Origin of the sequence: Streptomyces sp. NPDC001594 (genome assembly GCF_042893675.1) — a bacterium.
Classification (GTDB): domain Bacteria; phylum Actinomycetota; class Actinomycetes; order Streptomycetales; family Streptomycetaceae; genus Streptomyces.
In genome coordinates this window covers 86473-111552 of record NZ_JBIAVB010000013.1, presented here as the reverse complement: position 1 = coordinate 111552, position 25080 = coordinate 86473, and the positions used below count along the sequence as shown (strand labels likewise).

18 protein-coding genes are annotated in these 25080 nt (G+C 72.8%); 8 read left to right on the top strand and 10 right to left on the bottom strand.

What is annotated here, in order from left to right; all coding sequences use genetic code 11:
• The first annotated feature begins 8 nt into the window (after positions 1-8).
• Positions 9-1541, top strand: coding sequence for a TfuA-like protein (locus ACFY0O_RS25150; RefSeq protein ID WP_388950250.1), 1533 nt, complete (start codon positions 9-11; stop codon positions 1539-1541).
• Positions 1542-1953: 412 nt separating this feature from the next.
• Here the strand turns inward: ACFY0O_RS25150 and ACFY0O_RS25145 are convergent, their stop codons facing one another.
• A complete protein-coding gene (locus ACFY0O_RS25145; RefSeq protein ID WP_388950247.1) occupies positions 1954-3294 on the bottom strand; it encodes an ATP-binding protein in 1341 nt (446 codons plus the stop codon).
• A 150-nt stretch (positions 3295-3444) separates the two neighbouring features.
• Between ACFY0O_RS25145 and ACFY0O_RS25140 the strand changes: the two genes are divergently transcribed.
• Together ACFY0O_RS25140 and ACFY0O_RS25135 are read left to right on the top strand one after the other, a co-directional pair.
• On the top strand, positions 3445-4431 hold the full coding sequence (locus ACFY0O_RS25140) for a TerC family protein (RefSeq protein ID WP_388950245.1): 987 nt from the start codon (positions 3445-3447) through the stop codon (positions 4429-4431).
• 124 nt (positions 4432-4555) lie between these two features.
• Entirely contained in the window at positions 4556-4945 is a 390-nt protein-coding gene (locus tag ACFY0O_RS25135; protein ID WP_388950243.1) for a hypothetical protein, read from the top strand.
• 146 nt (positions 4946-5091) lie between these two features.
• Here ACFY0O_RS25135 and ACFY0O_RS25130 read toward each other — a convergent pair whose 3' ends face one another.
• Positions 5092-6435, bottom strand: coding sequence for an MFS transporter (locus ACFY0O_RS25130; protein ID WP_388950240.1), 1344 nt, complete (start codon positions 6433-6435; stop codon positions 5092-5094).
• 329 nt (positions 6436-6764) lie between these two features.
• Positions 6765-7958, bottom strand: coding sequence for a sensor histidine kinase (locus ACFY0O_RS25125; RefSeq protein WP_388950238.1), 1194 nt, complete (start codon positions 7956-7958; stop codon positions 6765-6767).
• A 487-nt stretch (positions 7959-8445) separates the two neighbouring features.
• On the opposite strand from ACFY0O_RS25125, the gene ACFY0O_RS25120 reads away from it, so the two are divergent.
• Entirely contained in the window at positions 8446-10167 is a 1722-nt protein-coding gene (locus tag ACFY0O_RS25120) for a hypothetical protein (RefSeq protein ID WP_388950236.1), read from the top strand.
• Here the strand turns inward: ACFY0O_RS25120 and ACFY0O_RS25115 are convergent.
• The 3 genes from ACFY0O_RS25115 to ACFY0O_RS25105 all read right to left on the bottom strand — a co-directional run bounded on the left by ACFY0O_RS25115 (position 10158) and on the right by ACFY0O_RS25105 (position 11972).
• A complete protein-coding gene (locus ACFY0O_RS25115; protein WP_388950234.1) occupies positions 10158-10544 on the bottom strand; it encodes a hypothetical protein in 387 nt (128 codons plus the stop codon). The genes ACFY0O_RS25120 and ACFY0O_RS25115 overlap by 10 nt on opposite strands.
• Positions 10545-10746: 202 nt before the next feature.
• On the bottom strand, positions 10747-10914 hold the full coding sequence (locus tag ACFY0O_RS25110) for a LuxR C-terminal-related transcriptional regulator (protein ID WP_388950232.1): 168 nt from the start codon (positions 10912-10914) through the stop codon (positions 10747-10749).
• Complete coding sequence (locus ACFY0O_RS25105; protein ID WP_388950229.1) at positions 10911-11972, bottom strand: fatty acid desaturase family protein; 1062 nt, start codon at positions 11970-11972, stop codon at positions 10911-10913. The genes ACFY0O_RS25110 and ACFY0O_RS25105 overlap by 4 nt, the downstream gene beginning before the upstream one ends.
• A gap of 234 nt (positions 11973-12206) precedes the next feature.
• Here ACFY0O_RS25105 and ACFY0O_RS25100 point away from each other — a divergent pair, with 234 nt between their 5' ends.
• The 3 genes from ACFY0O_RS25100 to ACFY0O_RS25090 all read left to right on the top strand — a co-directional run bounded on the left by ACFY0O_RS25100 (position 12207) and on the right by ACFY0O_RS25090 (position 17396).
• Positions 12207-13880 (top strand): alkaline phosphatase D family protein, encoded by a 1674-nt coding sequence (locus ACFY0O_RS25100; RefSeq protein WP_388950226.1) that lies wholly within the window; start codon positions 12207-12209, stop codon positions 13878-13880.
• 206 nt (positions 13881-14086) lie between these two features.
• Positions 14087-16315, top strand: a complete 2229-nt coding sequence (locus tag ACFY0O_RS25095) for a hypothetical protein (protein WP_388950223.1) — start codon at positions 14087-14089, stop codon at positions 16313-16315.
• A gap of 268 nt (positions 16316-16583) precedes the next feature.
• The gene (locus tag ACFY0O_RS25090; protein ID WP_388950221.1) at positions 16584-17396 is read left to right on the top strand and encodes a thioredoxin domain-containing protein; all 813 of its coding nucleotides are present in this window, start codon (positions 16584-16586) and stop codon (positions 17394-17396) included.
• Between the two features lie 21 nt (positions 17397-17417).
• Here the strand turns inward: ACFY0O_RS25090 and ACFY0O_RS25085 are convergent, their stop codons facing one another.
• From ACFY0O_RS25085 to ACFY0O_RS25075, 3 genes are all read right to left on the bottom strand, one after another.
• Positions 17418-18272 carry a putative adhesin gene (locus ACFY0O_RS25085; RefSeq protein ID WP_388950219.1) on the bottom strand — a complete coding sequence of 285 codons (855 nt, stop codon included), beginning with the start codon at positions 18270-18272 and terminating at the stop codon, positions 17418-17420.
• 11 nt (positions 18273-18283) lie between these two features.
• A complete protein-coding gene (locus tag ACFY0O_RS25080) occupies positions 18284-21463 on the bottom strand; it encodes a cytochrome P450 (protein WP_388950217.1) in 3180 nt (1059 codons plus the stop codon).
• A 192-nt stretch (positions 21464-21655) separates the two neighbouring features.
• The gene (locus tag ACFY0O_RS25075; RefSeq protein ID WP_388950216.1) at positions 21656-22675 is read right to left on the bottom strand and encodes a tyrosine-protein phosphatase; all 1020 of its coding nucleotides are present in this window, start codon (positions 22673-22675) and stop codon (positions 21656-21658) included.
• Between the two features lie 308 nt (positions 22676-22983).
• Between ACFY0O_RS25075 and ACFY0O_RS25070 the strand changes: the two genes are divergently transcribed.
• Positions 22984-23436, top strand: coding sequence for an ATP-binding protein (locus tag ACFY0O_RS25070; protein ID WP_388950214.1), 453 nt, complete (start codon positions 22984-22986; stop codon positions 23434-23436).
• Between the two features lie 45 nt (positions 23437-23481).
• Here ACFY0O_RS25070 and ACFY0O_RS25065 read toward each other — a convergent pair whose 3' ends face one another.
• Positions 23482-25023 (bottom strand): MFS transporter, encoded by a 1542-nt coding sequence (locus tag ACFY0O_RS25065; RefSeq protein WP_388950631.1) that lies wholly within the window; start codon positions 25021-25023, stop codon positions 23482-23484.
• Between the last annotated feature and the right edge of the window lie 57 nt (positions 25024-25080).

The window sequence follows — 25080 nt, the reverse complement described above, 5'->3', positions numbered from 1 at the left end:
GGACCGACATGCCGACCGGAATCCGCACCATCGTCACCGCCGGCCCCACCCTCACGGCCGACGACGTCCACCGCCTCCTGCCCGACGCCGAGGTCCGCCCGCCGGTGGGCGCCGACCAGGTCCTGCGCTGGGGCCTGCGGCCCGGCGACCGGCTCCTGGTCGTCGACGGCCTGTTCCTGCACTCGAGGGCCGTCCGCCACAAGGAACTCCTCGCCCTCATCGACCAGGGCGTGGAGGTGTACGGGGCCGCCAGCATGGGAGCGCTGCGCGCCGCCGAGCTCGCCCCGTACGGGATGACCGGGATCGGTGCCGTCTTCCGCGCCTACCGCGACGGGAAGATCGTCGGAGACGACGAGGTCGCGCTGCTGCACGCCGATGCCGAGGCCGGCCACCGGGCCCTGAGCTGGGCCCTGGTCGACCTCCGCCACGCCGTGGAAGACGCCTGCCGCCGTGAGGTCGTCGGCCCCGACACGGCCGAACTGGTCATCGAGACGGCCACCGAGCTGCCCTTCACCGCCCGCGACACCGCAACGGTCCTCACCTCCGCCCGCGCCAGGGGAGCGGACCCCTACGAACTGGACCTGTTCCGCCTCCGGTACGACCGGGGCGGCCCCCGCATCAAGCGGCGCGACGCCCTGACGGCCCTGCGCCTGCTGGCCCTCACCCCGCCGGTCGGTCCGCGGGTGCGGAACTTCCCGCGGGGCCACCTCACCTACCTCGGCGTCCCGACCCCCCTGTCCGAGACGGTCTACCTGCGCTCCTGGCGCACCACCCCGCTGCCGGACGACTGCCGGGCGAGCGGCCGGGAGGCTCCCGAGCCCGTCGGCTGCGAGGAGGTCGTCGAGGTGATGGCCCTGACCTGGGCCGGCTTCCCCGCGGCCCTGCGGGACATCGCGGCCGCGCAGCTCCTGGCCGGACCACCCACCGGTGAAGGCGCCGCGCGGCCCGCCCCCCCGGACTCGGGCTGGTCCGCCCTCGCCCCCGCCCTCACGGACCGCCTCGCGGAACTGGACCTGCCGGCGGATCCCACCGCCGCCGGGCCCTACGCGGCGCTGCTGCGGCCGCGTGAACGCGAGCTGCCGTGGGCCCAGGCGGGGCCGCTGCTGGCGACCCGGCTGTGGCACACCACCTCGCGGCTGGACTGGACCACCCCCGTCATCGCCGCCCTGCGAGACCACCCCGTCTTCACCGCGACCGCGAAGGCCCTGACCCGCGCCCGCGCCGAGGAGGCCGGACCCGCCGACACCGCGACCGAACGGCGCCGGACGCAGACCCAGTGCGGCCGCCTGCTCGCCGCCTGGCAGGTCAACGACCCGCAGGACCTCCTCCCGGCCCTGCGCGAACGCGGCTTCCTGAACCTCGGGGAGTTCGTCCACACGGTCCGCGCACACCTGGACTTCCTCACGGGCGGACACGACCCGGCCGTGCACGAGGCGGCCGTACACGACATGAGCGTGCATGACATGACCGTGCACGAGACGGCCCAGGAGGGCCTGGCCAGGGACGACCGCGTACCGCGCACCCGCGCGGTCGCGGCCTGACGGCCCCCGCCGGGCCGCCCGGCCCGCCCACCCCGGGCCGACGCCCGCACCGGACAGCCGGCGCGGGCGCGCTCGGGCGTGACCGGGCGTGCGCGGGGACCGCCCGCCGCGGGTGGTCCTCCCGTTCGTCCGTTGGGACGACAGCGCGCTCGGGCCCGAGTTGGTGAACTGGACATGAGCACGGACCGACACCGCGGTCCGTGGACGAAAGGGAAGGATGAACCGTCATGGCTTTCGCAGAGGAACTCGCCCTGGCCGTCGCGGCGGAGTTCGGCGCCGCCCACTCCGCGCGCATCCTCGTCGAGTAGGCCCCCTGACTCTCGACAGCGTCCCCTCCGCTCCCGGCCCTGGTTCTCCAGGGCCGGGAGTCGCGTGTGCGGCCCCCAACGGGGACCCGGCCGCCCCTCCCTCCTCACCGCGCCGCGTCGGAAGCACCGGACGCGGGGGACCGGGTACCGTCCGATCCGGCGGTCTCCCGCTCCGGATCCGCGCCCCGGTCCGGCACCGGGACGGTGACCCGCACCCACGTCCCCTGCCGCACGGGCAGCAGCTCCATGACCCCGCCCAGGGCCTCCACCCGGGTGCGCTGCGAGGCCAGGCCGATGTGGCCCTCGGCCAGCCGGCCGGCCAGCAGGCCGGGGTCCACGCCGACGCCGTCGTCCCGCACCTCCAGGACCACCGCGCTGCCGGTGTCGCGCAGCCCGACCCGGACCTCGGAGGCCCGCGCGTGGCGGGCGACGTTGCCGAGCAGTTCCCGGACCACCGCGAAGAGCACCGGGTCGGAGGCGTAGCGGCGCGGATGGTCCACCTCGCACACCAGTTCCAGCCCGGCCCGCTCCGCGGTGGTCCGGGCCAGGGAGCGGACCGCCGCGGCGAGGCCGGCCTCCTCGAGGACCTCGGGGTGCAGGGTGACGCTGACCTGCCGCAGGTCGCGCGAGACGTCCCCGAGCAGCTGGTAGGCCCGTTCCACGAACCTGGCGCCGCCGTCCGGGTCCTTGCGGGCCTGCCCGAGGTCCTGGCGGGCGGCGAGGACCGTCTGCAGCGGCCCGTCGTGCACCGACTCGGCGACGGTCCGCCGCTCCCGGGACTCGGCCGAGACCACGTTCTCCAGCAGGATCGACCGGCTGACCGTCAGGGCGGCCACCTTCTCCAGCCGCCCCTGCTGGACCTGTGACACCACCACCGCCACCACGCACAGCAGGGCCAGCATCGCGAGGATCGCGGCGGCCTGCCCCGGGCTGAGCTGCTCCCGGAACGCGGAGTCCGACAGCACCGCCCCGCTCGCCGTGATGCCCGCGAACAGCAGCAGGACCGCCCGGCGCCCGGGATGCGTGGCGGCGAGGAACGGCAGGAAGGCCAGCAGGCCCAGCGACAGGTAGCTGCCCACCGACAGGAACTGGATGACGGTCACCGCGGCCAGGTCCACCACCGCCATCGGGGACACCCGGCGGATGTCCTCGACCCGGTCGGGCCGGCGCAGCCACGTCCACCAGGCGGCCACCGCCAGCAGGGCGTACACCCCGATCAGCGTGAACTGCGCGGGCCATTCGGAGCGCGGGGTGTCCACCAGGACGACCAGGGACATGAGCGCGACCAGGGCCAGACGGAAGACGGTGCGCAGCCGCTGGGCCTGCCGGTCGAAGGCGAGCTGGATCGCGGCGACCGCCTCACTGCCCGGGCTGCCGGGCTCCACCGACGGCCACCGGCCCGCCGGCGCCCGTCCGGCCGCCGTCCCACCGGTGTCCTGCCGCACCACGCCATTTTATGCCGGGGACCGCGACCCGGCCCGGTCCGCGCCGCGCGGTGGCGGGCCCTCGGCGATCCCGCTCATTAAATCTTGACGGATACGCTCGGAAACCGGGGCATATCCCGCATGAGCCATCCAGCGAAGGCATGTGAGTACGTGGACGTTTCGTTGACCTTGTGGGTGCTGACCATTCTCGGTCTGGGCATCCTCATCGGCGCCGACTTCTTCATCGGCCGCAAGCCCCATGACGTGTCCGTCAAGGAAGCGGGCATCTGGACGGTCGTCTGGATCGTCCTCGCCGTCCTCTTCGGTCTGGGCCTGCTGTTCTTCGGCAACGGCCAGGCCTCCCAGGAGTTCTTCGCCGGCTTCATCACCGAGAAGTCCCTGAGCGTGGACAACCTGTTCGTCTTCGTCCTGATCATGGCGAAGTTCTCGGTGCCCTCCCACCTCCAGCAGCGCGTCCTGCTGGTCGGCGTGCTGATCGCCCTGGTCCTGCGCGCGGTGTTCATCGCCGCCGGCGCCGCGATCATCACCAGCTTCTCGTGGGTCTTCTACATCTTCGGCGCCTTCCTCGTCTACACGGCCTGGAAGCTGATCCAGGAGGCCCGCAAGGGCGAGGAGGATGAGGAGTTCGAGGAGAACCGCCTCCTGAAGTCCATCGAGAAGAAGTTCGGCGTCGCCGACCGCTACCACGGCACCAAGCTGTTCATCCGCGACAACGGCAAGCGGATCCTGACCCCGCTGATGGTGGTCATGCTCGCCATCGGCACCACCGACGTCCTCTTCGCCCTGGACTCCATCCCCGCGATCTTCGGCCTCACCCAGGACCCGTACATCGTCTTCACCGCCAACGCCTTCGCCCTCATGGGCCTGCGCCAGCTGTACTTCCTCATCGGCGGCCTGCTCAAGAAGCTGGTCCACCTCAGCTACGGCCTGTCCGTGATCCTGGGCTTCATCGGCGCCAAGCTCGTGCTGCACGCCCTGCACGAGTCCGGGGTGCACGTCCCGCAGATCTCCATCCCGGTCTCCCTCGGCGTCATCTGCGGCGTCCTGGTGATCACCACGATCACCAGCCTGATCGCCTCGAAGAAGCAGGCGGCGACCGAAACCGCCGCCCAGGAGACCCGAAGCGTGGACGCCTGACCGCCTCCGGCTACCAACCCCCTCCGACGACCGCACCGTTCACCCCCCCCGGCTCCGCCGGTCGGGGGTGCACACGGCGGTCCGCCGCGCCGTTGGATGGGAGCCACTGGCGGAAGGAGCCCACATGTCCAAGGAGAACGCCCCGGAGAGCGCAGCCTGCGCGCACCGGGAGACGATGTGCCTGACCGACGCGAAGAACGGCGCGGGCGGCATCTGCGCCGCCGCGTCCTGGTGCCGGCGGGTCGGCGCCCCGGGGGAGGAAGCCGAGAGTCCGGTGTGCGTGGGCCGGTCGCCCTGGGGCATGACGGGCCGCTACTACTGGCTCTGTCGCCAGTGCGTCATCGTCTACCCCGGTTTCAAGAGCGAGGCGGCGGCCCAGCGCATGGCGCACGCGCACGCCGTGCTGCGGTGGAGCGAGCACGCGGTGGGGCGTGCGGTCAGGGCCAAGCGCCGGGCCGGCCAGGAAGGGGACCTGACGGAGGACGAGCTGCGGTCCGCGCTCCGGGACGGCTGAGCCGGCCCCGCGGCCGAAGCCGCCGGACCGGCCCCGTCACGGAGCTCCGGCAGGAGGGAGTCCGGACCGGCTCCCCCACCATCACGGTGGGGAAGCCGGTGCCGAGCTCCGCAGGTGCCGTCCCGGCCCCCCGCCGCACCGGCGGATCAGGCCGCCGCGACGGACTCCCGTGCCCGCTCCGGCTCCACGGCGCGCTTCTGCCGAAGCCGCGCCGCCACCAGTACGCCCGCCGACACCAGGCAGATCGCGGCCGTCACCACCAGGGTCTCCCGGACGGACCCCGCGGTCACGGAGCCCCGGCCCAGCGCACTGCCCGCCAGCGCGATCCCCACCCCTCCCGCGGTCACGATCGCGGTCAGGGTCACCCCGGACGCCTCACCCGCGCGCTCCGGCCGGACCACGCCCTGGGTCGCGATCATCGTGAAGGTGTTCGACAGCTTCAGCGCGCCCCCGCACACGGCCAGGAGCACGACGTACAGCGGCAGCCAGGACGTCAACCCGAGCCCCAGCACCGCCACTCCGCCGACGGCCGCGGCGGTCGCCATCACCATCAGCGGCGCCGCCTTCCCCAGCCGCCCCGCCACCGGGCCGGCGGCCGCGGTCGCCGCGGCCGGCACCAACAGCACCAACCCGGCCGCCCCGGGCGCCAGATGACGGACCTCCTGGAGGTACAGGCCGGCCCCGAACAGGTAGACCGAAGCCGCCGCACCGGCCACCGCACCGCCCGCCGTGACGATCACGAACATGCGGTCGCGGAACAGCGAGAGCTCCACCAGCGGACGCGCCGCCCGGGACTCCACGGCCACGAACACCGCCAGCAGCGCCACCCCGGCCGCGAACAGCCCGAGCGTGCGGCCGGAGCCCCACCCCCACGCCTGGCCGCGGTCCAGTGCGACCGTCAGCGCCCCGATCGCGGCGGTCACCGTCACCAGCCCGGGCCAGTCCACGGCACGGGAGGCGGACGGGTCACGCTCCAGCCGGACGCGGGCCGCCAGGGCGACGGAGGCCACGGCGAACGGGACGTTCAGCCAGAACACCCAGCGCCAGCCCACCGTCTGGGTCAGCAGCCCCCCGGCGAACGGCCCCAGCACGAGTCCGATCCCGGCCACCCCGAAGGCGAACCCGGTGGCCTTGGCCCGACGGTCCGCGTCGAAGACGCGCGTCAGCAGTGCGACGCCCACCGGCATCACGAACGCCAGCCCGGCCCCTTGCAGGACGCGGAAGGCCACGAGTTCCGCGGCGGAACCCGAGAAACCGCACATCAGTGAGGAGGCGCCGAAGAGCCCCACCCCGAGGATCAGCAGGCGCCGGTGCCCGAACAGGTCACCCAGCCGACCCGCGGCGGTCATCAGGGCGCCGGAGGCGAGCATGTACCCGCTCAAGGCCCATTGCAGTCCGCCCGCCGTCACGTGCAGGTCCGCCGCCATGTCCGGCAGTGCGAGGTTCAGGGCGAAGAAATCCAGCGATACGCAGAACAGGGCCAGCGACACGGCCCAGAGCGCACAGCGGGAACGATCAGAAGAAAACATGACCATCTCGTTCGGTACATGAAGGTTCGTGACCTTGCCGGACCGCCTGACGGCATGATCCGGACCGCCGCGGCTCGTCTGTGTCGCGCGCCGGCCTGGGCGGGGTCACGATCGGTGATTACGCGCTCACCAAAGCGGTACCGCTGCTCTTCATCCGCACCGTCGTCCTCTCCGTGCGCGGGCCTGCCGGGCACTTCCCGTGCCCGACTGTCCATGGTCACCGTGGGGCGCGCCCCCCGGCATCCCCCGGTCGGTGCCCGGCCCGACGGCGCCCGCTCCTCCGATCGGCCTCATCCGGCCGGAGGAGGAGGCCCGTCCCGCAGCGGGAGCGACACCTCGACTACCGTGCCCGTGGGGGAGTGGGGGCGGACGGTCAGGGTGCCGCCGACCGCCTGGAGGCGCAGCTGCTGGGCGGCGATACCGATGTGCCCCTGTGACACGCGCTCCTCCAGGACGCCGGCCGAGAGCCCGATCCCGTCGTCCGTGACCGACAGCCGGGCCCAGGTCCGGTCCGCCTCGAAGCGGACCACCACGTGCCGGGCCCGGGCGTGCTTGATCACGTTGACGACGAACTCCCGGGCGCAGTTGTAGAGGAGCTGGTCCGGCTCCGTGCCGGCCGACGGGGCGTTGCAGATCACCTGGACCGAGAACTTGCCGCGCTGGCTCGCCCGCTGGGCCAGGCCCTCGAGGGCGTGCGCGAGCCCCGCCTGGTCCAGCACCGAGGGGTGCAGGGTGGTGACGGAGGAGCGCAGCTGCCGGGCGGCGTCCTGGAGGGCCTCGTCCGCACGCTCCAGGGCCTCGCTGGGTCCCGTGTCGGTGGCCTCGTCCACGTCGAGGCGGGCCGCCAGCACGCTCTGCAGCGGCCCGTCGTGCAGTGCCTCCGCCAGATCGCGCCGGTCCCGTTCCACGATCGAGAGGGTGGTGGCGAGCATGGAGGCGCGCGCGTGCGCGAGGCCGGCGATGTCGTGGACGCGGGCGTTCTGGATCCGGGAGAGCAGGACGGCGCCGACGCCGATCAGGGCGAGGGTGAGGGTGTGCCCGATGGTGTAGCGGAGGCTGACGGTGTCGTCCAGGAGGGCCAGGGTGGTGTCGATGCCGTAGAAGGCGGTGGCGAGCGCTCCGGTGACCGCGGTCACCACCGGGCGCAGCTGGAACGCGGAGAGGACGACGACCAGCAGCAGCCAGTCCGAGATGAACGGGCTGTTCCACTCCGGGACCACGAAGCGGCCGGTCAGGGCGAAGAAGACGACGACGGTCGGCAGGTCCACCAGCGGCACCGCCCAGGCCACGTGCGGCGCCGGCCCCTTGCGCCAGGCGAGGGCGAGCATCGCGACGGCGTAGCAGGCGTAGACGACCAGGACCGCCTGCGCCGCCCCCATGTTGGTCGGGCGGATGAGGGCGGTCTCGGCGACCGCGGCGAGCAGGAGGCAGATGCGCAGCGCCGACTGACGCTGGAGGGCCCGCTGCTGGAAGCCCGCGAGCACGCTGCCGACGGCCTCCCGCCCGTCGGTGGCCGGCGGATCGTAAGGGTGCCCCTCCCGAGCGGGAGCGGGGAAACGGGACCGGATCCGTCCGGCGATCCCCCTCGTGCGGGACGGGCGGGCACCGCCGGAGGCGCCACCACTTTCCTCTTTGGGGGCATTCGTCCGCTCGCTCACGCGGACCAGTATGGCCGTGCGGATGCCCGACGGGGAAAACGATCGCGCACCGACCCGCCCGCGCACCCGCACCGGGCGGGGAAAGGGAGCCGTAACGCCGACAGCGGCACCCCGGGCCTGAAGGGCACCGGCACCTGCCCCGAAAGATGCCCGGCATGCGCTGATTCCTCCCAGCTCGCCGCTGCCATGATCGGAGCGCGCGCGGCGGTGGGGTGGCGGGGGTGTGCGCCCGGGCCGCCCATCCATGGGCGCGCGCCGGCTGCTGGGGGGACGTCCTCGGGGGCCTCCAGGTTCCGGAAAGGACGAAGTCACGATGACGGCCGTTGTGTGGGTGGGGTTCGGCGACCTCGACGCCCCGTGGGTCCCGCCGCAGGGCATGGAGTACGCCGCGATCCCGCCGGGGATCAAGATCGAGATCTACACCCCGGAGTACGTCTCCTACGGCGACGGGTGGAACCACTGGGACGACTGGAGCCGGATGGGGGCCGCCGTCGCCACGCTCAGCTGCGAAGAAGCGGCCCCCAACCACCTGCGGCTGCGCGGCGGCGCGGTACTCGGCCACCGGGACCTCCACCGCGCCTTCGACGGCGCGTTCCTGATGGCCCCGGGCCTGGACCTCCCCGACCCCCTCCACCTGTGCTCGGGCGAGCCGGGGCAGTGCCCCACCACCGCGGAGGACATCCGCAGCGGGATGACGCACGAGTGCCAGGGCATCCTCGGCCACCTCGACCGCAGCGGGTTCGCCGGCACCACCTACCTGGTGCTCACCCAGGAGGTGAGGAACACCGCCGGCCACGGGGGAGCCGAGGAGGACGAAGCGGACGGCGAGGAGCCGGAGGAGGACACGGCGGACACGGCGCGGACCGTCCGCGCCAGCGAGACCGTCCAGAGCATGGTCGCCGCGGAGAACAGCAGGGTGATGGCCGCGTACCCCGGGGCCAAGACCCTGCACCACGTACTCGGCGGGGGCCTGTTCCTGATCGACGGGGACCCGGAGTTCGAGAACCACGATCCCGGCCTCGCGGTCTGGGCGCTGGACAGCGGTCAGCCCGTGACAGGAGAGCTGGAGATCGAGCGCGACGAGGACGGGTCGGTCCGGGGGATCCGGGTCGAGGGCATCGGGGAGGCGCGCGACCAGGCGTTCGTGCGCGAATCCGTCCGGCGGTTCGCGGCCTGCGAGGTGTCCTTCGGGGCCCGGCGCCCGTCGGCGGCCCCCGCCGCCGCCGGCCGGGAGTGGGACCCGGTGGACGCCCGCAAGAGCAACCACGCGGTTCTCTCGGAGTTCGACGGGCGCTGGTCCGGCACCGCTCCGAAGCTGCACTACATGTTCGGGGACGGGCTCCTCCTCATCGCGCCGGACCGCGGCTTCGCCGTCCACCGCAGGGTGAACCGGCACTTCGTGGCCGCCGCGCGCCCCCTGACGGGCACCCTCCTCGTGGGGCGCCGGGAGGTCACGGTCGTTCCCGCGATGGCGGTCTCCGCAGAGCAGAGGGAAGGCATCGAGGAGCAGATCAAGGACCCGTACGGGCGGCCGGTCGTCTTCGCGGCCCCGGGCGGGGGGCGGGCGCCGGCCGACGACTCCTTCTACGTCGACACCGCCCACCGCCGGGTGAGGGACGCGAGCGCACCGCCCTTCCTCGTCACCGAGCCGGACGAAGCACATTCCCACCTCGGCACCGACCACGCCCATGACGTCAACATCGATGCCCTGAGCAGCGTCTCCGCGGCCGCCGGCCTCGCGGACCTGAGCCGGGACAACGAGCTCCACTACCGGATCGGCGGCGGTCTGCTCCTCCTGTCCCGCGACGCGGGTTTCGCCGACCACGCGCCCGTGAACCGCCAGTACGTCAGCGCCCACAGCGATGCGGAGGACTGCGGCACCGGCGCCCTCTTCGTCTACCGCACCGGCAGCCAGGGCGCCCAGGGCCGGCGCATCGACGTCGCCCCCGACTCGCCGCTCTCGGACAAGGGCAAGTACCTGTTCCGAGCGGCCCTCGCCAGGCTGTGCCCGTACGAGGTCACGTTCTACGCCTGAGAACCGGTGCGGTCCGTCTCCTCGGCATGGAGCAGCGAGGCACGGCAGCAGACGAGTACGGAGATCGCGATCGAAGGGACGAGCGCGGCGGCCAGCGCGGTACCCGGTTCCGCACCGCCCAGCGCGAAGGCGTGGCAGCAGGCCGCCACGGGGAAGACCGCGAGGGCGGCCCGGTTCGTGACGTCGCGCAGCACGAGGAGGGCGAGGAGGGGGCCCGCCGCTCCGAGCACCGCGGACGCGGACAGCAGCCACGGCTCGACGGCCGGCGGCGCCGACGGGTGCCGTGCCGCCAGGATGACGGCGGCGGTGAGACCACCGGTGGCGACGGCTGCCGCGGCGCCGGCGGTGACAGCCGGATGGCTGATGTTGTCGCGCATGTTCCTTCTTCTCCCGCCATCACCGGACCTGACAGGGCCTCAGGCCGAACCCGAGTGATCCTGGCGGAGTCCTCCGCGGCGCACATCCTCCGATCGTCCCCTCCGACCGTCTCACCGAGGCGACAGACCGCGCCTCACGAGCGAGCAGCGGTCCTCGCCGGCCGACAGGATGGATCCGAGCCCCGCCGCACGGGCCCGCTGATCACTCCGGACCCGCCTGGTGGGCGAGGACGGCGATCTGGACCCGGCTGGCGGCGCCGAGCTTCGCCATGACCTGGCTGACCTGGGCTTTGGCGGTGGCTTCGCTGAGGTGGAGCAACCCCGTCGCAGTCTGGACCGCCGCCGCGGCGGCCGCGGCCCACGCGGTCACGCAGCGGCGCGACGCCTGACGGCCGCTTCGCGCAGCGGGGCACCCGCGCGGTGGAGGCTGGCGAGGGTCTGCCGGTAGGAGGCGATCAGCCCGGTCTCCAGATAGCCGACCCCGAGCTCCTCGCAGTGGCGGCGGACGATGGCCTGGGCCTTGCGCAGGTGCGGGCTGGGCATGCTCGGGAAGAGGTGGTGCTCGATCTGGTAGTTCAGACCGCCGAAAACGAGGCCGATGACCCGTCCGCCCCGCACGTCGCGCGAGGTGAGCACCTGCCGGCGCAGGAAGTCGGCCCGGTCCGCGCCCTCGAGGGTCGGCATGCCCTTGTGGTTCGGCGCGAAGATCGAGCCCATGTAGACGCCGAACAGGCACTGGTGGACCAGCATGAACGCGATCGCCTTGGCGGGCGGGAGCACCAGGAACAGGACGCCGAGGTAGCCGATGACGTGCGCGAACACGAGCGCGGCCTCCCACCCCCGGTTCTTCAGTGACGGGTCGCGCAGCGACCGGATCCCCGAGATGTGCAGGTGGAACCCTTCCAGCGTGAGCAGCGGGAAGAACAGGAACGCCTGGTAGCGGCCCAGGAACCGGGCCACGCCGTCCGCGTGGCGCGCCTGGTGCTGGGTCCACACGATGAAGTTCGGGTCGACGTCGGGGTCGAGTTCCTCGTCGTTGGGGTGGGCGTGGTGGCGGGTGTGCTTGTCCTGCCACCAGCCGTACGCGATGCAGATGAAGAGGTTCCCCACGATCCGGCCCGACACCTCGGTGGCCTTGCGCAGCCGGAAGATCTGCCGGTGCGCGAGGTCGTGCGCCAAGAGCGCCACCTGACCGAACACGAAGGCCAGGAAGGCGGCGACGAGCAGGGTCCACCAGTTGTCGCCGACCAGCGCGAACGCCGTCCACCCCAGGGCGTAGAGCCCTGCCACCAGGGTGATCCGCAGGGCGTAGTAGGCGGGGCGCCGGCGCATCAGACCGGCGGCCTGGATCTTTTCGGACAGCCGGGCGAAGTCGCTCCCCGTCCCCTCCCGGGGGAACGGGGTGGATGCCGTCGGTGAAGAAGCCATGATCAGGGTCGCTTTTCTCCATGTGGCGGTAGCCGCCACTTGGACAAACGACGCGACCGCCTCCGGTGCAAAAATCCAGTATCCACCGATTTCATCCCATTCGCCCGCTGGGGTCGGCTGCCCGCAGGGAGCCTTCGGACCGCGGACCGTCGGGCCGACTACTGCCAAAGGCGCCCGATCACCGCCTATCGGGGGATGCTCCGGCGGCCCCGCCCGCCGTTAGCGTGCTCGCTCGTGACCAGCCAACTCCCTCCCTCCTCCCCGCCTCCGCACGCCGCGCCGTACCCGCGCCGCCGCTCCGTCGTCCTCGGCGCGGCCACCGCCGCCCTGGCCCCGGTGGCCGGCCTCGCCGCCGCCCCCGCCGCCCGCGCGGCGGCCGGCGGCCCCGCCTTCCTGCACGGTGTGGCCTCCGGCGACCCGCTGCCCGACGGGGTCCTGCTGTGGACCCGCGTCACCCCCGCCCCCGAGGCCGTCCCGGGCTCCGGCCTCGGCCCGGCCGTCCAGGTGGGCTGGGAAGTCGCCGCCGACAAGGCGTTCTCCCGGACCGTCGCCCGGGGCACCGTCACCGCGAGCGCCGCCACCGACCACACGGTCAAGGTGGACGTACGCGGGTTGCGGCCCCGGACCGCCTACTGGTACCGGTTCACGGCGGGCGCCGCCACCTCTCCCGTCGGCCGCACCCGGACCACGCCGGCCCACGACGCCACCACGGCGGGGGTCCGCTTCGGCGTGGTCTCCTGTGCCAACTGGGAGTCCGGCTACTTCTCCGCCTACCGCCACCTCGCCGCCCGCACCGATCTGGACGCCGTCCTGCACCTGGGCGACTACATCTACGAGTACCGCACCGGCGGCTACCCCGAGCCCCCGTACGTCGTGCGCCGGCACCAGCCGGAGCACGAGATCGTCACCCTCGCCGACTACCGCACCCGGCACGGCACGTACAAGACGGACGCCGACCTCCAGGCCCTCCACCACGCGCACCCGATGGTCGCCGTCTGGGACGACCACGAGTTCGCCAACGACGCCTGGTCGGGCGGCGCCGAGAACCACACCCCGGCGACCGAGGGCGACTGGGCCGCCCGCGCGGCCGCCGCCGAACAGGCCTACTTCGAATGGATGCCCGTACGCCCCTCCACCGAGGGCACCGTCTACCGGCGGCTGCGCTTCGGCACCCTCGCCGACCTCCACCTCCTGGACCTGCGTTCCTTCCGCTCGCAGCAGGCCAGGACCGGCACCGGAGGGGTGGACGACCCGCGGCGCACCATCACTGGCCGGGCCCAGTTGGAGTGGCTCAAGGCGGGCCTCGCGGCCTCGAACGCGACGTGGAAACTGGTCGGGACCTCCGTGATGATCTCACCGGTGGCTTTCGCCTCCCTCCCCGCGCACCTGCTGGCCCCACTCGCCGAACTGCTCGGTCTGGCCGGCGGAGGCATAGCGGTCAACCCGGACCAGTGGGACGGCTACACCCACGACCGCAAGGAACTCCTGGCCCACCTCACGGCGCACGGTGTCAAGAACACGGTGTTCCTGACCGGCGACATCCACATGGCCTGGGCGAACGAGGTGCCCCTGGACATGGCGACCTACCCGGCCTCCGGCACGGCCGCGACCGAGTTCGTGGTCACCTCGGTGACCTCCGACAACGTCGACGACATGCTGCACGTCGCACCGCGCACCCTCTCGCTGGTCGCCGAGTCCGCCGTCAGATCGGCCAACTGGCACGTGAAGTGGCTGGACATGGACTCCCACGGCTACGGCGTCCTGGACGTGACGACCGAGCGCGCGCAGATGGACTACCACGTGCTCTCCGACAAGAACCGCCCGGACGCGAGCACCACCTGGTCCCGCTCGTACCGGACCCTCAGCGGCACCCAGAAGGTGGAGCGGGTGGAAAGACCCGTCCGCTGACCTGGGGTCGTGCCCCGCCTGGACGCCTGAAAGTCGGCCGCGCGAAGCCCCGACGCGTTCCCCATCGGGCTGGAGCGGCACGACCGACCTGGCAAGACTGCCAGGACACGCCGGTCATTTCGAAGGGACAGCCCACCATGCCGCCTCACACATGGGTCACACCGGGGACCGACCTCGCATGCGTCATGGACAGGCGCCCCCGCGGAATGGACGACCTGCTGCGGCGGGGCAAGCCCTGGACGGATCTCTTCACCGCCTGGTACGCGTCCCGGAAACCACCCGAACAAGACCTTGCCCGTTGGCGCGCCTTGGTCCTGCACCACGAGACGAAGAGCGATTCCACGTTCCGGATCACCAAGGCCCAGCACAGCCTCTGGAACGGCCTCGTCAAGGCCGATTTCTTCGAGGAATGCAGCCACCTGCGGGCGTGGCTGGAAGAAGAGCGGCAAGCGGCGGAGGCGGCGCTGGACAAGGAACTCGGTACCGCGTCCTGGTGGGGCAGGAGGGACCGGGAAAAGCAGGTCGCGGAGCGGACGCGGACGAACATGACCCGCTCCCTGGCCGCCGCGCAGATGGACGAGAAGAACCGCGCGGACGGCGGGACGGACCACGACCTGGCCGCCGGAACCCTCGTGTATCTCAACGCCTACATGGCCGGTTACACCCGAAAGGTGAAGCCGCGCTTCATGAGCTTCTACCAGAAACTGAGCGATGCGGCGGAAGGCGCGAAAGGCGACGGGATCGGGGCCGCGCTGGAACGGCTGGGCGAGTCCCACATGGAACTGGTCGCCGCCGAGGCGGCCCTCCGCCGGGCCGTCCTCGGCGAGGTGCGGGAAGAGGTGCTCGACGCCTGGGGGGCCTACGCGCACGCGACCACCAAGGAGGCCGCCGCCATGGTGGAGGCCTGTGCGGCGTTCCTGAGCTGGGCGGCCGAGGACGCCTACAAGAAGATCCACAAGAACTTCGGCACGGTACACCCGGAGCTGGTGACGGCCGAAGTGGTCCTGCAGGGCGCCCTGCTGGTCATGAACCTGACGGTCCAGGCGCTGGTGGTCGCCGCGACAGGGCCGGCCGCTCCGGCGTTCCTGCCGGTGGCGGCCACGACCGGTGCCGTACTCCAGGCCGTCGTACGAGCGGCCATCGCCGCCTTGAACAAGCTGGTGTCCTGTCTGAACGCGAAGGACCCGGAGACCATCCGAAGGATGATCGTCGGCGATTTCTCCGCGTCGAAGCCGCGCCGTGCGCTCGAGAAGGCCTCCAACACGGTGGCGTGGGGAGCCCTCCTGGCCAACCCCGGTATGGAGGCGATAGCCACGACGATCGGGGGGACGGCGGGCGGCACGGTCGGCAAGGCCGTGCCGTTCGTCGGCCAGGTGATGTTCGCGGTCGACCTGGGATTCCAGGTCGAGGAGCTGGCCAACCCGAGGGAGTTCGTCAAGGGGGACGAGCGCGAGCGCGAGGCGCTGCTGGAGATGGTGAACACGGCCTTCGGCGGGACGGACGCGTCAGCCCAGGACCCCGACATCACGATCCTGGGGGTGTTCGACCCCGTGACCAAGTCCGTGCGGGTCCGCGTGAACGGCATGGAGGGTGTGATCACCCATGGCCGCTTCGTCCCGGACGACGTGGAACCGGCCGGAGCCGAAGGCGCGCTGAAGGCCTGGGCGCGCGGTGGCGGTGCCTTCGTGAACGGCGTGGACGGCTTCACCGCGCGCGACACCGTCATGGGGCCCGTCGGCTCGTTCAGGGTGGAGTGGGAGGGCGAGCCGGTCACGCCTGAGAACGTGACGGCGGCTGTCACGTGCACCGGCTGGGCGGCGAACGACGGCGGTGTCTTCCAGTGCGTGGCGAACGCGACCTCCCACAACGAACTCGGTCGCGCGGAGTGGCGTATCGATTTCGACGTCACGCCCGAGGGGCGCGGAATGTTCAGGGGCGAGGACATTCGTTCACTGGTGGCCTGCCTGGCGGACGATGAGGAGATCAGTGTCCACGCCCACCAGCGTGAGGACATCGACCTGCTGCTGGAATGGTGTACCCCTGATCTGCTGAAGGACCTGTTCGACACGATCCCCTGGGCGCTCGACGTCCCCCGTCAGCACTTCGGCATCGTCAACGGATGCCTGACCTCTCACGAAGGGGCGGAGCTGACGGACTTCCACTGGCTCGGCCTCAGGCTGCCGGACCTCTACCACCTGAAACAGCTGCTGGACACGCACTCCCTCCCCGGCAACATCGACCTCGAGCTTCTGGAGGTCCTCGCGGCGGACTATCCGCTCAGCGGCTGGCAGGCGCCCCTTGCCTCCTACGTGAGGGCGAAGAGGGACACGTCCCTGTTGCCGGACCTCATCGATCAAGGGTGCGAAAGGTTCCTCCGGCTGGTCGAGTCCGACGCCGATCTCCTCCCCGACCCCGTTTGGAGCCCCGCCGACTGACCACCCCCCCACGGTGCCGGTCACCGGACGGGTGGCCCCCTCCCTCCGGTCGGCCGGTCCGGGGATCGTCGGGCGGGACCGCTGATCGGGGGGCAGGGAGGGGACGGGGTCCGGGCCACGATGGAGTCACTCGCCCGGCGGAGCGGGCCGGTGCGGCGACGGGGTCGGGGTGACCGCTCGCATGCCGCCGCTCCGTCGGGCGGGCTCGGCCGCCGTCACCGGTCCGGCCGGTAAGCGGAACGTCCCCGGCAGGCGGAGAGCACGTGTCATGAGCGCACCCGACCCCCACAACGGCAAGACCGCCGCCCGCGAGCGGCTGCGGGCGGAGCGAGCGCGTCAGGCCACGAAGGACAAGCGCCGCCGCCGGCTGCTCGCCGCCACCGCGATGGCCGGTCTGCTGGCCGTCGTCGGAACCACCGCCTACCTCGTCGTCCAGGCGAACGAGCCCACCGCCTGGGAAGCCGCCAAGACGGCGAAACTGGTCGAGCCCGCCCACACGACGGGACCGGACGGCACGACCGTCGTCCTCGGCAAGGCCGACGCCCCGAAGACCCTCAAGGTCTACGAGGACATGCGCTGCCCCTTCTGCGCCACCTTCGAGCAGGCCGTCGGCCCGAGCGTCGACAAGGACCTCGAGAGCGGCAAGTACAAGGTCCAGTACGTGATCGGAACCTTCCTCGACAACCCGGGCGAAGGCTCGCGCAACGCCCTGAGCGCCCTGGGGGCGGCCCTGAACGTCAGCCCCGACGCCTTCCTCGCCTACAAGCAGGAGCTGTTCTCGGCGAAGTACCACCCGCAGGAGTCCGAGGACACGTTCAAGAGCGACAAGTACCTGATCCAGGTGGCCGACCAGGTGAGCGCCCTGAAGGACAACGCGGCCTTCCGGAAGGCGGTCACGGACGGCACGTACGACCGCTGGGCGCTGGAGATGTCCGAGAAGTTCACCACCAACGAGGACGGGGCGACCGGCACCCCCACCCTCGTCATGGACGGCAGGAAGCTGACCACCGCCGACGGCGCGACCCCCCTGACGGCCGCCGCGTACGAGGACGCGATCGGCAAGGCACTGGCCGGGAAGTAGCGGGGCCGGCGGCCTGCGCGGTCACACGAAGACGACCTCGTAGTCGGAGAACCGGCCGAGGGCCACCCTGACCGGCGCCCGCCGTTCGGGCGGAACGCCGCGGACCTCGAAGCGGCCGGCGGGGTGGAGGGCCCCGCCCGCCCGGTGCACGGTGAGGACGCCCCGCACGGGACGGCTCTGGACGCGCACGTAATGCGCGATCCCCGGCTCGTGGCCGTGGCCGATCAGGACCGCGGACCCGGCGGCGCGGAAGTGCATGTCCTGCTGGTCGTAGGCGCGCTCCACGTTGGCGCGGTTGACCCGGGCGATGGCCCGTTCGGCCGCTTCGTCCGCGATCCGGTCCGGGTCCGCACCGAGCGGCACGTCCGTCGGCCGGCCCCCCAGCGCGGCGTCGACCACGGCCTGGTCGGCGTGGTCGATCGTGGTGCAGGCCAGCCAGTGCAGGTCGCCGTGGAAGCGGGCGAGGATGCCCTCGCAGTGGTGAGTGGCGCCGGCGGCGACCTGGCGGGGGTCGGTCGGGCAGGTCTCCCGTGTGCCGGTGCACATCGGGAGCGGATCCGGGGTGCCGTCGGCCCCGGCCAGGACGATCCGGTGCCCCGCGAACCCCGGCTCCGCGGCGGCGAACTCCTCCACCCACGGCACATCGGGAGCCTGGAGCGCCAGGTTGTAGGTCACCTCGCCGCTGCCGAGCGCGGGTAGGTAGGGCGGGACCTGCTGCCACACGTCCAGGTCGTCCCGGCCGAACCACAGGCCCTGCCCGGCGTCGGCGTAGAACTGGATCGTCGTCCCCTGGGGGATCGCCACGAACTCCATCTCGGGCGGGGTGACGCCCGGATCGCCGTCGAGGCCGCCGTGGCCCAGCAGGATGTAACCCATTTCGCACCTCCTCAGGACGAGGCGAACACGTCCTCCACGTAGCGGCCCTTCGCGGTGAGCTCTTCGAGCCAGTCCCCCGACTCCGCCGCGGTGCCGCCCGTCTGCCGGCGGTGGATCGCTCGGAGGGTCTCCCGCACCCCGACGGCCAGGCGGACCGCGTCGCCGCACACGTAGACCGTCGCCCCGTCGAGCAGCAGCCGCCAGATCTCGTCCCCCTCCCGCGCCATGCGGTGCTGGGCGAACCGCACACCGCCGACGGGTTCGAGCGCGAAGGCCGGCCGCATCGACACGGCCCCGGCCTCCTCCGCCCCGCGCAGTTCCACGGAGTGGAGGTAGTCCACGTCGGGGGCGTCACACCCGAAATAGCACAGCGCTGGCGGAAGTTCGCCGCCCTGCGCGAGCCGCACCCGGCGGTCCGCGATCGCCCCGCGGAACGGGGCGAGCCCGGTCCCGGCCGCCACCATGATCACCGGGGTGTCCGTGCGGATGCGCAGTGCCTCGCGCGCGGGGACGATCCGGGCCAGGACCAGGTCCCCCTCGGCGATACGGGTGAGGTAGGAGGACGCCGTGCCCTGGAACCCGTCGGAGTCGAGCAGGGCCACCATCAGGTCGATGTGACGCGGGGAGGCCGCCGAGGAGGACGAGATGGAGTAGTGCCGGGGCTTCACCGGGCGCAGCAGGGACAGGATCGCGGGCCAGTCGAGCCGGTCCCGTACCGAGGGGTAGGCCTCGATCAGGTCGAGGACGCTGCGCCGCCCCGGGGCGACGTTCTCCAGGTCCGCGCGTTCGGCCGGGCAGGGGGCGAGCGCCGCGAGGGCGGCGATCTCCTCGGCGGAGGCCGGGGCCTGGAGTTCGAGGTGCCGGGCCAGGAGGGCGCCCACGGTGACGGGACGGTCGACAGGGAGGGTGGCCGGCCCCGGCCGCAGGGCGCGGATCCGGAGGGGTGTCTCCGTGCGGACGCCCAGCAGCCGGGCCGCGCGGTCCACCAGCCGTGGTGACTGCCGGGGCAGGACCGCGAGGTGGTCACCCGTCCCGTAGGTCGTGCCGGGCGGCAGGTGCAGCCGTACGAACTGCTTCGCCCGCCCCTCCGGGTGGGGCCGGTCCAGCAGGGAGCGGGACTCGGCCACGGTCATGGCGGCCATCCGGTGCCGTGCCGCGAGCGCCTCCAGCGGGCCCCCGACGAGCTCCGTCACCTCGTAGCCCTCGCCGGCGGGGCCGGCGTCCGCGGCTTCCGCCGAGGCGGGGTCCCCGTAGGTGTCGAGGAGCGTGCGGCGCAGGTCCTCGGTGAAGCGGCGGACGGCCGAGGCGATGTCCCCGCCGGCGTCGGCTTCGGCCCTCGGCAGGATCCGTTCGGCGCCCGCCGCCGACAGCCGGTCGTCGAGCAGGGCCGGGATCCGCTGGTAGGTGGCGGCCCAGTTGCTGTCGCCCACGCCCAGGACCGCGTAGCGGACGCCGTCCAGGCCGGTAGCCGCGGGGGACTCCAGGTCGGCGACGAAGCCGGCCGCGTCGTCGGTGGGCCGCCCGTTGTACGAGGCGGCGACGATCACGACCGGCGTCCGCGTGGGCAGATCGCCCGGCGGGCAGCTGTCCAGCGGCCCGCAGTGCGCCGTGAAGCCGAGCGAACCGCCCACGTCGGCGATCTGGTGGGCCAGGTCGCGGCAGGTACCCAGGTTCGACCCGTACAGCACGGACAGCGCGGTGCCGGGCAGGACGTGGGTGGCCGCGCCCTGCCCGGCGGCCCGGGGGGTCTCCCGTGGCGCGGGCACGGCCGCGGCGCGGGCGGCGCGCCGGGCGGGGACGAGGGTGAAGCCGTCCGGCTTGAGGGTGAGGGTCTCGCGCACGCGCAGCCGGTACCGCGCGTGGTCGAGGAACCGGTAGCGGTGGACCAGCAGGCCCAGCAGCATGACCGCCTCGTGCAGGGCGAACTGCCGGCCGATGCAGGCGCGCTCCCCCGTCCCGAAGGGCTTGAAGGCGTGCACCGACCGCGCGGCCACCGCGTCCGGGGCGAAACGGTCCGGGTCGAAGGCCTCCACGTTGTCGCCCCACGCCGGGTCGCGGTGGAGCATCGGGGTGAGGACAAGGACCGACTCCCCCGCCTTGAGGGGATGCCCGGCCAGCTCGGTGTCGTGCCGTGCCTCCCGTTCGAACACGGCGGCCGGCGGCCACAGCCGCAGTGCCTCGTTGAGGATCTGCCGTACGTACACCAGCCGGCCGACGTCCTCGGGCGTCGGCTCCGGGTCGGGATCGGACCCCCACACCCCGTCGACCTCGGCCTGGGCCCGGCGCAGCACCTCCGGGTGCTTCATCAGGTGGTGGAGGGCGAAGGACAGGGCGCCCGAGGTCGTCTCGTGGCCGGCGATGAGGAAGGTGATGACCTGGTTGCGCACGTTCTCCAGGCCGAGCGGCTCGCCGGTGCGCGGGTGGGAGGTCCGGAGCATCAGGCCGAGCAGGTCGTCGGTGGAGGTGTCCCCGGTCGCCCGGCGGGCGGCGATGACCTCGTCCACCAGGGCCGCCATGAACCGCACGTCCTCCTCGAACGCCGCGTCCTGCTCCCGCTCGCCGTCCGTCGGCCCGTCCGGGCCGGTGTTCCGGTACAGCAGCGCCTGGGTGTGGGACAGGCTGCGGCCGAGGGCGGCGACGAAGGGGTGCGGCTCGGGCCGTTCGAACGACCCGAAGTCGTAGCCGAACCCGGCCAGGCCGATGGTGTCCAGCGCCGTCCGGGTCATGCTGTCGGCGACGTCGACGGGGCGCCCGTCGCGGGCCGCCCCGTCCCATGCGGCGAAGAGGCGGCGGGAGACCTCGAGCATGGTCGGGTGGTAGTGGCGGATGGACGACAGGGCGAAGGCCGGGAGGAGGATGTCGTGTGCCTTCGCCCAGTTCGGCTCGTCGTTGTAGGCGGTGAACAGCCCGTCCCCGGCGATGCCCCGGATGATGCGCAGCGCCCGCCCGACCCCCTTGGTGAACCTCTCCTCGTCGGCCAGCTCCGTGACCAGGTCGAGGGAGCCGGCGAAGGTGAAGTCCGCGTGCGGCAGCCGGCGGGTGAACAGCGGGCCGTGGCGGCGGGTGAGCTCCATCGCGTGCCGCACCGGGCTGCCGCCGGTCTCGTCGGCGCCCGCCCGGACGACGGGGATCGCCGCCGCTCGCGGCCGCCGTGTCGCGGAACCCCGCCGGGCAAGGTCGTCGTGGCCCACGGTGGGGTCCCTTCTGGAAGGCCGGGCCGGCAGGGCCGTGCCGGGTTGCCGCCGGCTCGGCTGCCGGGATGATCACTCCGGCGATCCTCCGGGGTCCGCGGTGTCCGGACAATCGGCCGATCGGCGGGGCGGGACGGGCCTCGACCACCTCCCCCGACCCGCCTACGCCGGCCCGCCCGCGCCGCCCGGTCGTCAGGCGATCAGCTTCTTCTTGAGCCGCTCCACCACCTGCTCCTCGAGGCCGAGCCCCTCGGCCAGATATCCGTCGAGGGTCCCGTGGTCCTTCTCGACCTGCGCGAGGGCGGCGCCGAGGTACTCGGACCGGACCTCCTGCACCGGCTTCAACAGGTCCGGGTTCTCCATCAGCCCGGACTCCTTGAGCTGCTCGCGCATCTTCTCGTCCTGCTCCGCCCGGAAGGTGTTCGACGCGAGATAGTCCTGCTCGGCGGTGTCCTGAGACACGCCGAGGGCCCTCAGCAGGACGTAACTCGTCCAGCCGGTGCGGTCCTTGCCGGAGGTGCAGTGGTAGAGCAACGGCCCCTGCCCGTCGGCCGCGATCTCCCTCAGCGTCTCCGCGAACCGGGCCCGGTTCCCGGCGTCGGTCACGAGGGAGCGGTACACCTCCTTCATGAACTCCGCGGCCTTGCCCTTGCCCAGCGCCTCCTCCTGCTTCACGGGATCGCCGCTGAGGATGGCCTCCTTCACCGTCTCGCCCAGGTCGTCGCCGCCGACGGGCCGGTAGGTCGGGGTGAGCCCGTCGGGCAGCCGGTCGGAGCCGTCGGCCTCGACCTCTTGGGTGGTGCGGAAGTCCACGACCGTCTCGAGGCCGAGACCGGAGACGGCGACGAGGTCCGCGTCGCTCAGCTTGTTCAGGGCGTCGGCCCGGTAGACCAGGCCATGGCGCACCTTGCGGTCGTCCTCGGTGGCGTAGCCGCCCAGATCGCGGACGTTGACGGCGCCCTGGAGCGGGATGTGGCGAAGGGACCCGGAATCGGCGGGACCGGCCGCCGGCCCTCCGGGGCCGCCCGGCTCGGAGGCGCACGACCGGCCCGCGGGGCAGCGCTCGTCGGCGTCGGCGGACCCCGCGCCGAGCAGGGCGACGCCCAGGGTGAGGGCCAGGGCGGTTCCGGCGACGCCCAGCCGGTGGACGCGCTCGCGGCGGCGTTCCGTCAGGGGGCGGAGGGTCATCGGACCGTTCTGCTCTCGACTCATGGAAGGCGATGCTGTCAGCCGGACGCGGCGCGCAGCAGCGGGTCCCGGGCAGGCTTCGGGGCAGGTCAGGCTTCCCCGGGTGGTGGTCGACGGCACATGGCGCGCGGGCGCGTGGGCGTACGGTCCAGGGGAGGGGACTCGGCCGATCGGCCCCTGGCGCACCCCCCGGTCGGGGCGGCCGCAACCGATGGCGGAGTGGTCTGCCGGCCGATGCCCGTGAGCCGCGGATGTCCCTTTCATTGAGCTATGAGCCTGTGTGCCCGTTGAGCTGCGCACAGGGACATGACCGTCAGTGATTGGTAGTGAGCGTGACCACCCCCCACAGCACAGCACCGGCCGTCCTCCGCCCCGCCCGCCAGGACAAGGCCGTCCGCGATGCCAGGAAGCTCGTCTCCGGTGTCCTCGACATATGCCGCGCCTCGGGCTGCGAAACCCACCTGACCCGGGCGGACGACGTCCTCCTCGTGGTCTCCGAGCTGGTCACCAACGCCTGCCGGCACGCCGGAGGGGCCGGCGAGGTGCGGGTGCGGTGGCAGCGGGGCGAACTGCTCGTCGAGGTCGAGGACGCCTCGGACGCCCTGCCCCGGGAGCCCGCCCAGGACGCGAAGGGCGAGGGCGGCGGGTACGGCTGCGAGCTGGTGACCGCGCTCGCGGACCGGTGGGGCGTGGTGCCCCGCCGCACGCCGGCCACCGCGCCGACCGCCTCCACCGTCCCGGCCTGCTCCGGCAAGACGGTGTACGCCTGCTTCGCCCTGAACTGACCCCGCCTTGGAACGCCTGCCCCCCCGGTTCCGCCGCGTGTGCCGCTACCCGAGGGGACCCCGCTCCCGCCCCGCCCCCACCGCTTCCCCGGCCTCCTCCCTGACCTGCGTCCCCGGGTGCAGCAGCGAGCACAGGAACGCCACACCCATCGAGACGGCCATCCCGAAGAAGACCCACTGGTTGGCCGCCGCGAAGTCCGCGCGGACGGCGTGGATCGCGCCCCGCATCACCGTCGCGGTCTCCCCGGCGCCGCGGGGCAGCAGGTCGTCGGGATTGCCGGTGATCGTCTCCGCGATCTTCCGGGCCACCTCCCGCGCCCGGCCCTGCGGCATGGCCCGCGCGGTGAGCGTCCGCGTGACCCGGTCCGTCATGACGTGGATGAGCACCGCGCCGAAGACCGCCATCCCGACCGCCGCCGCATAATTGCGCACGGTCTGGGTGATCCCCGTGACCTCCCCGTACGAGGCGTCGATGGCCCGGTTCACGGCATCGGTGGAGGCGGGGGAGAGCACGAAGCCGATGCCGGCCCCGGCGAGGCAGGCGTAGGGCCACTGGTCCAGGGGCGACAGGTCCGTCAGCCTGGCCGCCCACAGGGCGAACCCGGCGCAGCCGAGCGCGGTGCCGAGCCGCAGGGCCGGCCGTGCCCCGTACTTGTCGAGGATCCGGCCGCCCCACTGGGCCGCGAGACCGTAGCCCCCGAACACGTACAGCAGGTAGAGCCCCGCCTGGAGGGGCGACATGCTGAGCGAGATCTGCGCGTACACCGAGGCGAAGAACATCACCGGCACGAACGCCAGCATCGAGAAGAAGATCACCAGGGTGTCGGCGGTGAAGGCCCTGTCGCGGAAGACCCGCAGCTTGATCAGCGGCTCACGGGTGCGCAGCTCGTACCGGCAGAAGACCGCGAGCACGGCCAGCCCGCCGCCGACGCACGCCCAGGTGGCGGCGGAGCCCCACCCCCAGGCGGACCCCTGCTGGAGCCCGAGCACGCTCAGCGCCAGCCCGACGGCGACCAGCACCGCCCCCGGCGCGTCGATGCGCTCGGGCCGGACGTCGTTCGGGACCCGGGCCGCATAGGTGAGGACCACGGCCAGGACGGCGACGGGGACGTTGATCCAGAACACCGCCCGCCAGGTCCACGGCGTCAGCCAGCCGCCGAGCAGCGGTCCCAGGATGGTGAGTGCGCCGGCGAGGACGAAGAGCAGCGCCAGGGCCCGGCCGCGTTGGTTCAGAGGGAAGGCGCTGACGACGACGGCGAGCGCGGCGGGGAAGATCAGGGCCGCGCCCAGCCCCTGCGTGGCGCGGAAGACGACGAGCCAGCTCTCCGCGAAGCCGCCGGTCGGCACCGAGCCGCACAGGACGGACGACACGACGAAGACCAGGGTGCCCGTCACCACCATCCGCCGGTGCCCGAGCACGTCGGCGAGCCGCCCGCCGAGTGCGAAGAACGCCGCGAGCGCGAGCAGGTAGGCGTTGACCACCTGCTGCATCCCCGACGAGGACAGGCCGAGCTCCCCGATGATGTTCGGCGCGGCGATGCTGACGATCGCCTGGTCCACGAAGACCATCGCGACGGCGACGACCATGGCCACGAAGGTGAGCGTCTGCCGCGGGAGCCGGCCCCGCGCCCCGCCCCCGGCGGC